Source organism: Desulfovibrio piger, from assembly GCF_012843875.1.
Lineage (GTDB): Bacteria > Desulfobacterota > Desulfovibrionia > Desulfovibrionales > Desulfovibrionaceae > Desulfovibrio.
Genome location: NZ_JABAFY010000003.1, coordinates 119,263 through 127,965, shown reverse-complemented (window position 1 = coordinate 127,965; position 8,703 = coordinate 119,263). Strand labels below are relative to the sequence as shown.

The window sequence follows — 8,703 nt, the reverse complement described above, 5'->3', positions numbered from 1 at the left end:
CCCTTCCCCCGGACCCCCATCCCCCCGTAAAACTTTTGTTCGGGTCGGTATGTCAGGTCCCCGCCGTTGTCCGGCGGGCCTGCTATCGTGCCCCTCTTCGCGAAAAGGCGGGAAAGCAGGCGTATTTTGTAAATGATAGTGCCGCATTTGAAAAGAGCATCCGTTTTACGGCATCCGGCAGGAACAGTTGCGGGAGAGACGGGAGGGGGAGGAACAGGGTGCCGGCCCCCCTGCGGTCTTCCGCCATCGCGAGGGGTACGGGCCATCCTGTCCATCTTTTTCAGTGTGTCACCGGGGGACCAGGGGCGTCAGAAGGGCCTGTGCGTCATGATGGCCTGCCACAGACCTGCATAAAAGTTTTTGGGAGGATGGGGGGAGTGTGAGGGGGGAAGGGAGACCTTTTTCCAAAAAGGTCCCCTTTCCCCCTCGCCTGTCCTGACAGCATCAAAAAAGGCGGCCGGAAGACCGGCCGCCTTGGCGGGGAAAAGGGGGACATTCCCCGATGGGGGTATCCGTTGCCATGACCGGGGGCAGGCCCGGTCATGACACGGTTTGTCGTTGTTACGGGGTGGCAGCTTCCTCGATGGTCTCGAAGGCTTCGATGCGCCCATCGTTGCGACGCAGGAAGCTACGAGGGGCGACGGTCCGGCAGGGGACGGGCCGCCCGGGCCACCGCGGCTTACAGGGTGGCAGCTTCCTCGACGGTCTCGAAGGCTTCGATGATGTCGCCGATCTTGACGTCGTTGAAGTTTTCCAGGCCCACGCCGCATTCGTTGCCCTTGACCACTTCGCGGGCGTCGTCCTTGAAGCGCTTGAGGGAGCTGATCTTGCCGGTGTAGACCACCACGCCGTCGCGGAGCAGGCGCACGCCGGCGTTACGGGCGATCTTGCCGTCGGCCACATAGGAACCGGCGATGATGCCGACCTTGGGCACGCTGAAGGTGTTACGGACCTCAGCCTGGCCCAGGTAGACTTCGCGCTGCACGGGAGCCAGCAGACCGGCCATGGCGCTCTTGATGTCATCCACCAGTTTGTAGATGATATCGTAGAAGCGGATATCCACGTTCTCGCGTTCGGCGATGTCCTTGATGCGCGAGGTGGGACGCACGTTGAAGCCGATGATGATGGCCTGCGAGGCGGAAGCCAGCATGATGTCGGATTCGGAGATGGCGCCGGTGCCGCCGTGCACCACGTTGATGCGCACCTTTTCCGTGCTCTGCTTGTTGAGGGCCTCGGTGATGGCTTCCAGGCTGCCCTGCACGTCGGCCTTGAGCACCAGGTTGAGGGTCAGGGTCTCCTGGTCGGAGGCGCGGCGCGACAGGAAGGTTTCCAGGGTGACCTTGGATTCGCTGGCCAGATCGCGTTCGCGTTGCTTGGTGGCGCGCATTTCGGCGATGCGGCGGGCCAGCTTTTCGTCGGCCACGGCGAAGAACTCTTCACCGGCTTCGGGCACGCCTTCAAAGCCCTGCACTTCCACAGGGATGGAGGGACCGGCTTCCTTGACCTTCTTGCCCTGGTCGTTCATCAGGGCGCGCACGCGGCCGGAGAACTGGCCGCACACGAAGTTGTCGCCCTGGTGCAGGGTGCCTTCCTGGATGAGCACGGTGGCCACGGGGCCGCGGCCCTTGTCCAGCTTGGCTTCCACGATGCGGCCGTGGGCGGGCTTGTTGGGGTTGGCCTTGAGGTCCATGATCTCGGACTGCAGGGCCACCAGTTCCAGCAGGTCGTCCAGGCCCTGACGGGTCTTGGCGGAGACCTTGGCCACGATGGTGTCGCCGCCCCAGTCTTCGGGCTGCAGGCCCATCTCGGACAGTTCACGCAGCACGCGGTCGGGATCGGCGCCGGGCTTGTCCATCTTGTTGACGGCCACCATGATGGGCACACCGGCGGCGCGCGAGTGGTTCACGGCTTCGCGGGTCTGCTCCATGACGCCGTCGTCGGCGGCCACCACCAGGATGACCAGGTCGGTGACCTGGGCGCCGCGGGCGCGCATGGCGGTGAAGGCCTCGTGACCGGGGGTGTCGAGGAAGACGATCTCGCCGCGCTTGGTCTTCACATGGTAGGCACCGATGTGCTGGGTGATGCCGCCGGCTTCGCCGCTGGTGACGTTGGACTTGCGGATGGCGTCCAGCAGCGATGTCTTGCCGTGGTCGACGTGGCCCATGATGGTGACGACCGGAGGACGGGGCTTGAGATCTTCGGGCTTATCCTCCTGCTGGGGCAGCAGGTAATCTTCTTCGGAGAAGCCGGCCTTTTCCACTTCGTAGTCGAATTCGGCGGCCACCAGGGTGGCGGTGTCGATATCCAGCGACTGGTTGATGGTGGCCATGACGCCCAGACCGAAGAGCACCTTGATGATCTCGTTGGCCTTGAGGCCCATCTGGTGGGCCATGTCGGCCACGCGGATGGCTTCGGTCACGCGGATCTTGCGCTTGGCGGCCTTGAGCGGCTGGGTGGCCTGCACGGCGGCGGGCTTGCCGGGCTTGCGGCGGCCGCGGGTGCTGCGGTTCATGCGCGGCGCGTCATCATCGTCCTGATGGCGGCCGAAATCGCCCTGCTGGAAATCGACGGTGCGGCGGCCCTTGTTGCGCTTTTTCTTGCTCTGGCCGTCGCGGCTGTCCAGGGGAGCGGCAGGCGCGGGAGCGCTGTAGCCGCCACCGGCGGGACGGGGCGCACCGCCGCGGGGACGGTCACCAAAGCCGGAACGGTTGCCGCCGGGGCGGCCGGAACGGTTGTCACGACCGTCGCGGTCACGGCCATCACGGCCGCCGTCGCGATCGCGTCCGCCGTCACGGCTGTCACGAGCGGGCGTGGCACCGGGCTGGGGACGGGAGATGACGCGCACCTGGGGAGCCGGGGCCACCACGCGGGCGCGGGTGGGCGTGGCTTCGGCGGGGCGGTCGTCACGGTTCTCGCGGGCCTCGCGCTGGGGCAGCGTGGGCGCGGAGGAGCCTTCGGGCATGGCCGAAGCGTCAGGACGGCCGGCGCGGGGCTTGGCGGCCTTTTCCGCGGCGCCGTTCTCGGCGGCTTCCTTGGCGTTGATGGCGGCCAGCACGGCGCTCTTGCGCACTTCGGGCTTGGCTTCGGGGGCCTTTTCGGGCTTGGGCTCGGCCTTGGCTTCCGTCTTGGTCACGGGAGCGGCGGCCTGGGCGGGCCGGATGATACGGGCCGTGGGCGTGGTATCGGGGCGGCTGATGACGCGGGCGCCGGCCGGAGCCACCACGCGGGCGGTCTGGGGCGTCGCCTTTTCCACGCGGGTTTCGCGCTTGGCTTCGGTCCTGGGTTCGGCTTTGGCTTCGTTCTTCACGGGTTCGGGCTTGGCTTCAGGAGCCTTTTCGGCCTCGGGGGCGGCCACCACGTGGGCGGCAGGCGTTTCCACCGGGGCGACGGGTTCGGGAGTCTTTTCGGCTTTGGCTTCGTTCTTCACAGGTTCGGGCTTGACCTCGGGAGCCTTTTCGGGCTCGGGGACGGAGATCACGCGGGCCGCGGGCGTCTCCACCGGGGCGGCCGGCTCGGGAGCCTTTTCGGGCGCGGCTTCGGCCTTGGTCTCGGCCACGGGCTGTTCTTCGGCCGGGGCTTCGTCCTTCACGCGGCGGCGGCGCACGATGACCGTGGGCTGATCGTCCTTGCGGTCGGCCTTGCGCTGGCGGTTCTCGGCCACACGGTCGCGAACCCCGCTCACTTCTTCCATGGGGATGGAGCCCTGGGTGCTCTTGACGTTGAAGCCCATGGACTGCAGCTCCTGCAGCAGTTCTTTGGCATCCATCTTGAGCTCAGTGGCAAGATCCTTGATTTTGATTTTACTATCCGACATTACTTTTCCCCCTTGCGCCGTCTGGACGGTCTGAACTTGGCGAATCGTGCCGCGCAGGCCGGATCGTCACACAGGTACCAGCCCCTGCCCGGACTGGTCTGCGGCGCGTCGATAATCAAATTTCCGTGCGCGTCGCGCACGTGGCGCGTCAGTGCCGCCTTGGCGAAACGGCGGCGGCAGATGACGCACATTCTCACTGGCCCTTCGCAGCCCTCGGCGGGCGCGTCGGGGCTAGTCTTCATCACCATCCTGGACTTTTTCGCCGTTGCCGGCGTCGGTCGTTTCTTCCTCAGCGGCCCGGGGTTCGGGCTCGGCCACGGGGGCCAGGAAGTTGATGGCCGAACGCAGGTCGGCGATGCGGCTGTCCGAGATGGCCAGCTTGTCGGACAGTTCCTCGTCAGTGGCCTGACGCAGCAGGTCCAGCGAGGTGTAGCCCGCTTCCAGCAGCTGGTTCATGGAGACTTCGGCCACACTGGCCACCTGCTCCAGACCGTGGCCGATGGCATTGGCCTCGTTGTAGCGGGTCTCGGTGAAGATATCGACCTTCCAGCCCAGCAGGCGGGCAGCCAGCTTGACGTTCTGGCCCTTGCGGCCGATGGCGTTGGTCAGCTGGTCATCGGGTACGATGACTTCCAGCAGGTTCTCTTCTTCGTCCACCACGATGCGGGAGACCATGGCCGGGGCCAGGGCGTTGCGGGCGTAGGTGGCGATATCGGGGCTCCAGACCACGATGTCGATGCGTTCGCCGCGCAGTTCCTGCACGATGTTCTGGATGCGCGAACCGCGCACGCCCACGCAGGCGCCCACGGGATCCACGTCACGTTCACGGGAGAGCACGGCCACCTTGGCGCGGGAGCCGGGGTCGCGGGCCACGCCCATGATCTGCACCACGCCGTCGTCCACTTCGGGCACTTCGCGGCGGAACAGGGCGGCCATGTAGTCGCGGTGCGCGCGGGAGACGACCACCTGCGGGCCGCGGCCTTCCTTGCGCACGTCGATGATGATGGCCTGCACGCGGTCGTTGCGCTTGTAGTGTTCGCGGGGGATCTGTTCCTCGCGGGGCAGGATGGCTTCGGTGCGGCCCAGGTTGACCACCCAGCCGCCCTTGTCGCGACGCTGCACGATACCGGAGACGATCTCGCCCATGCGGTCCTTGTACTCGTCGTAGATGATTTCCTGCTCGGCGTCGCGCATGCGCTGGATGATGACCTGCTTGGCGGACTGGGCGGCGATGCGGCCCAGGTCTTCCACCTTCACGCGGAAACCGACTTCGTCGTCGATCTGCACGGAGGGATCATGGGTGCGGGCTTCGGTGATGCCGATGTGGGTGTCTTCGTTCTCGACCTCGCCGTCTTCCACCACGATCTTGAACTGGTAGACTTCGATGTCGCCGGTGTTGTCGTTGTACCGGACTTCCACATCCATATCTTCGCTGAAGCGGCGCTGCACCGAGGTGCGCACGGCATCTTCAAGCGTCTTGATGAGCATGTCGCGGTCAAGGCCCTTGTCTTTGCTGATCTGGTCAATGGCCTTTTTGAGTTCAAGGTTCATTGCTACCTCCGGCTGCCGCACAGGGCGGCATAAATTTCCTGGTGTACCGGCCGGGGCCGGAAACCGCCGTCACGGGCGGGTGATGACGAAGCGGCCTTGCGGCCGCGTGAGAGGACCGCAGGGCGTGCCCGTGCGGTTATATGTCTTCGGCCTCGTTGCGGCCGGGATGCTTGCTCTTGCCGCTCTTGCCCTTGCCCTTCTTGGGGGCGTCGCCCTGGGGCGCGGCCTTGGCGGCCTTGCGGGCGGGCTGCTTGCCGGGCTTCTGCGGCTGGCGGAAAATATGGATGCGGCTGGCGCGGCGCACCATGTCCCAGGGCACCAGGACCTCGTCCATGGCCTCGGGGCAGATGTCGCCCTCGGCCGAGACGCTGGCAGGGGCCACGCGCACGGCGCTGTCGGTGACTTCGCGCAGGACGCCGCGCCAGGCGCGACGGGCCGCGGGGGCGTTCTCGGGAGCGTAGGCGGAGACCATGCGCAGTTCCACCATGTCGCCCACATAGGAACGCATCTGGTCGAGAGAGAAGAACAGACGGCTGAAGCCGGGCGTGGAGACTTCCAGCACATAGGCCTGTTCGATGAGGTCTTCCACTTCGAGGGCCAGACCGAGCTGGCGCGAGATCTCCTCGCACTGGTCGATGCTGGCGGAGCGGGCCGTCATGATGTCGGCGCTGTCCTCAAGGTTGTCGGCGGGATCGCTGTCGGCGGACAGCGCGGCCTGGGCCTGTTTGACCTCCAGCGGCAGGTCGACGAACACACGCACCGTGGTGCGGCCTGCCTGGGCGATCTCCACACCCCAGATTTCAAGACCCTGAGCCTGGACCAGGGGCGTGGCCAGACGGGTGACGGTTTCCTTGAGGCTGTTTTCGCTCATGTCCCTTCCTGGGCGTCTGCCCGGTCGCAAGTACAAAAAAAAGGGGGCCTGTTGAGGCCACCCCGTTGTGAACGCATGTTCTGCATCAGGATGATGCGGCAGTGACTGCCGCGCCATTTCGGACAACCATATAAGGAGAGAATCAGGGGCCTGTCAAGCCTTTTTCATGGCCTGGGGCGGAAAAATCCGCTTTTAGCGCGGATTTTTCAGGAAAGACCGCTGCGGACAGGCCGGGCATCCAGTGCGGCGCGGCCCCGTGCGACTTCACTGGGGAGAGGTGGACAGGGGCGGTCCGCCGTCCCGGACTCCTGCGAGCGCAGAGCATCCCGTCTCCGGTCCTGCGGTGGAGGGCGGCAAGGACGCGCTGCCTCCCCTGATAAAGCGCACTGGGGAGGGGGAGTTTGAGGGGGAACCCCTCTCGCGCCAGTAGCGACCGGATGGCGGCCCGCAGGGCCGTGCCCGTTGGCGACGCAGGAGCCCTACGGGCATCGACAGCAGAGATGCGACCGGATGGCGGCCCGCAGGGCCGTGCCCGTTGGCGACGCAGGAGCCCTACGGGCATCGATAGCAGAGATGAGGGGTTCCCCCTCAAAAAAAGCCCTAAAAAGCCGTCAGCAGCGGCCCTTTCGGCGCCGTGAGGCTGTCGGCCAGTTTGCGGTGGGCGGCGGGCATGGCCAGGCTCTCCAGCTCTCCGCGCTCCAGCCAGCGGCAGGCCGTGGCCGCCGTGAGCACGGGGGGCTCGGGCGGCCGGGGCGTATCGTCCGTGACCAGCTCCAGGGCGAAGCAGTGCAGGCGCACCCGGTAGGTAGTGTAGCCGTGGCGGATGATGCCCAGCGGGGCCGTCACCCGGACGGTGAAGCCCGTTTCTTCGGCGAATTCGCGCACCACGGCCTGTTCCGGCGTCTCGCCGGGCTCCACGCGGCCGCCGGGGAATTCCCACAGACCGCCCCAGGCACCCTGGGGCAGACGCTTCTGGACGAAGACGCGGTCGTGGCTGGAAAGGACACCGGTCACCACCTCGATGGGAGTGATCTCCGCCTTTTTGCCCGGCACGGGGCGCTCATGCACGATGCCCAGATGCAGGGCCGTGCAGAAACGGGCCAGGGGACACTGGCCGCAGCGGGGCTTCTTGCCGCAGACCAGGGCGCCCAGCTCCATCATGGCCTGGTTGTGGCGGCGGGCCTCGCCTTCGGGCAGGATGCGGCGGGCCAGCTCCGCGATGCGTGCGGCGGCCGGGCCGGATTTGACCGGGCTGTCCACATCGAAGACGCGGGCGATGACCCGTTCCACGTTGGCGTCGATACAGGCCACGGGCAGGTTGAAGGCGATGCTGGCGATGGCGGCGGTGGTGTAGGGGCCGATGCCGGGCAGGGCGCGGATGGCTTCGGGATCGGAGGGGAAGACGCCGCCGTGTTCCTGCATGACCAGACGGGCGGCGGCCAGCAGGTTGCGGGCACGGGAATAGTAGCCCAGGCCCTCCCAGGCGTGCAGCACCTCCTCCTCGGAGGCGGCGGCCAGGGCGGGCAGGTCGGGGAAGCGCTCCATCCAGCGCAAAAAGTAGCTGACGCCGCGCTCCATCTGGGTCTGCTGGAGCATGATCTCCGAGATCCAGACCTCGTAGGGCGTGTAATGGCGTCGCCAGGGCAGGGGTCGGGCATTGGCGGCGAACCAGGCGAGCAGGGCCTGCTGCAGCTCGGGGAGGTGGTCTTCGGGCGGACGGTGGCCGGGCGGCGGCACGGCACCGGTGACGGGGACAAGGGACGGCAGCGTATGCTGGCCGGTGGTCTGGCGGGATCTCATGGCCGCAGTGTAGCCGCGCGGGCCCTTCCTGTCACCCCGCCGGGGCGGAGAGGGGCGCATTGTCTTTGCCGGCCGCTTGTCGTATAGAGACGGATGGCCGCCGTGTTGCATGGCCGCCGCAAATTTCCCTCAAGGAGTTACCATGTCCAATCCCACCGTGCTGCTGGAAACGACCTCGGGCGACATCCTGATCGAGCTCTTCCCCGACAAGGCTCCCGACACCGTCGCCAACTTCCTGCAATATGTGGATGACGGCTTTTATGCCAACACCATTTTCCATCGCGTGATCCCCGGCTTCATGATCCAGGGCGGCGGCCTTGGCCCCCGCATGGACGAGAAGGCCACCCGCGCCCCCATCAAGAACGAAGCCGACAACGGTCTTTCCAATGACCGCGGCACCATCGCCATGGCCCGCACCATGGATCCCCACAGCGCCACCGCCCAGTTCTTCATCAACCTGGTGGACAACGATTTCCTGAACTACAGCGCTCCCGTGCCCAGCGGCTGGGGCTACTGCGTGTTCGGCAAGGTCGTGGAAGGCATGGACGTGGTGGACAAGATCGCCAAGGTCAAGACCAAGAGCGTGGGCTTCCACGAGAACGTGCCCACCGACATGGTGCTCATCACCGGCGCCAGCCGCTTCGAATAGGCCGCGGCCTGTTCCTCA

The 8,703-nt window shown here is 66.4% G+C and carries 6 protein-coding genes; 1 reads left to right on the top strand and 5 read right to left on the bottom strand.

Annotated features, from left to right (window positions below; translation table 11 throughout):
• Positions 1–679: 679 nt before the first annotated feature.
• From infB to mutY, 5 genes are all read right to left on the bottom strand, one after another.
• On the bottom strand, positions 680–3,814 hold the full coding sequence (infB, locus tag HF854_RS01695; RefSeq protein ID WP_168934724.1) for a translation initiation factor IF-2: 3,135 nt from the start codon (positions 3,812–3,814) through the stop codon (positions 680–682).
• A complete protein-coding gene (locus HF854_RS01690) occupies positions 3,814–4,056 on the bottom strand; it encodes a YlxR family protein (RefSeq protein ID WP_414437703.1) in 243 nt (80 codons plus the stop codon). Before HF854_RS01690 ends, infB begins: the two co-directional genes overlap by 1 nt.
• Complete coding sequence (nusA, locus tag HF854_RS01685) at positions 4,046–5,365, bottom strand: transcription termination factor NusA (RefSeq protein WP_168934722.1); 1,320 nt, start codon at positions 5,363–5,365, stop codon at positions 4,046–4,048. Before nusA ends, HF854_RS01690 begins: the two co-directional genes overlap by 11 nt.
• A gap of 136 nt (positions 5,366–5,501) precedes the next feature.
• Positions 5,502–6,236, bottom strand: coding sequence for an LSm family protein (locus tag HF854_RS01680; RefSeq protein ID WP_168934721.1), 735 nt, complete (start codon positions 6,234–6,236; stop codon positions 5,502–5,504).
• Positions 6,237–6,836: 600 nt separating this feature from the next.
• Positions 6,837–8,036 (bottom strand): A/G-specific adenine glycosylase, encoded by a 1,200-nt coding sequence (mutY, locus tag HF854_RS12635; RefSeq protein WP_275060963.1) that lies wholly within the window; start codon positions 8,034–8,036, stop codon positions 6,837–6,839.
• A gap of 142 nt (positions 8,037–8,178) precedes the next feature.
• Here mutY and HF854_RS01670 point away from each other — a divergent pair, with 142 nt between their 5' ends.
• Positions 8,179–8,685 carry a peptidylprolyl isomerase gene (locus HF854_RS01670; protein WP_168934720.1) on the top strand — a complete coding sequence of 169 codons (507 nt, stop codon included), beginning with the start codon at positions 8,179–8,181 and terminating at the stop codon, positions 8,683–8,685.
• The last annotated feature ends 18 nt before the right edge of the window (positions 8,686–8,703 follow it).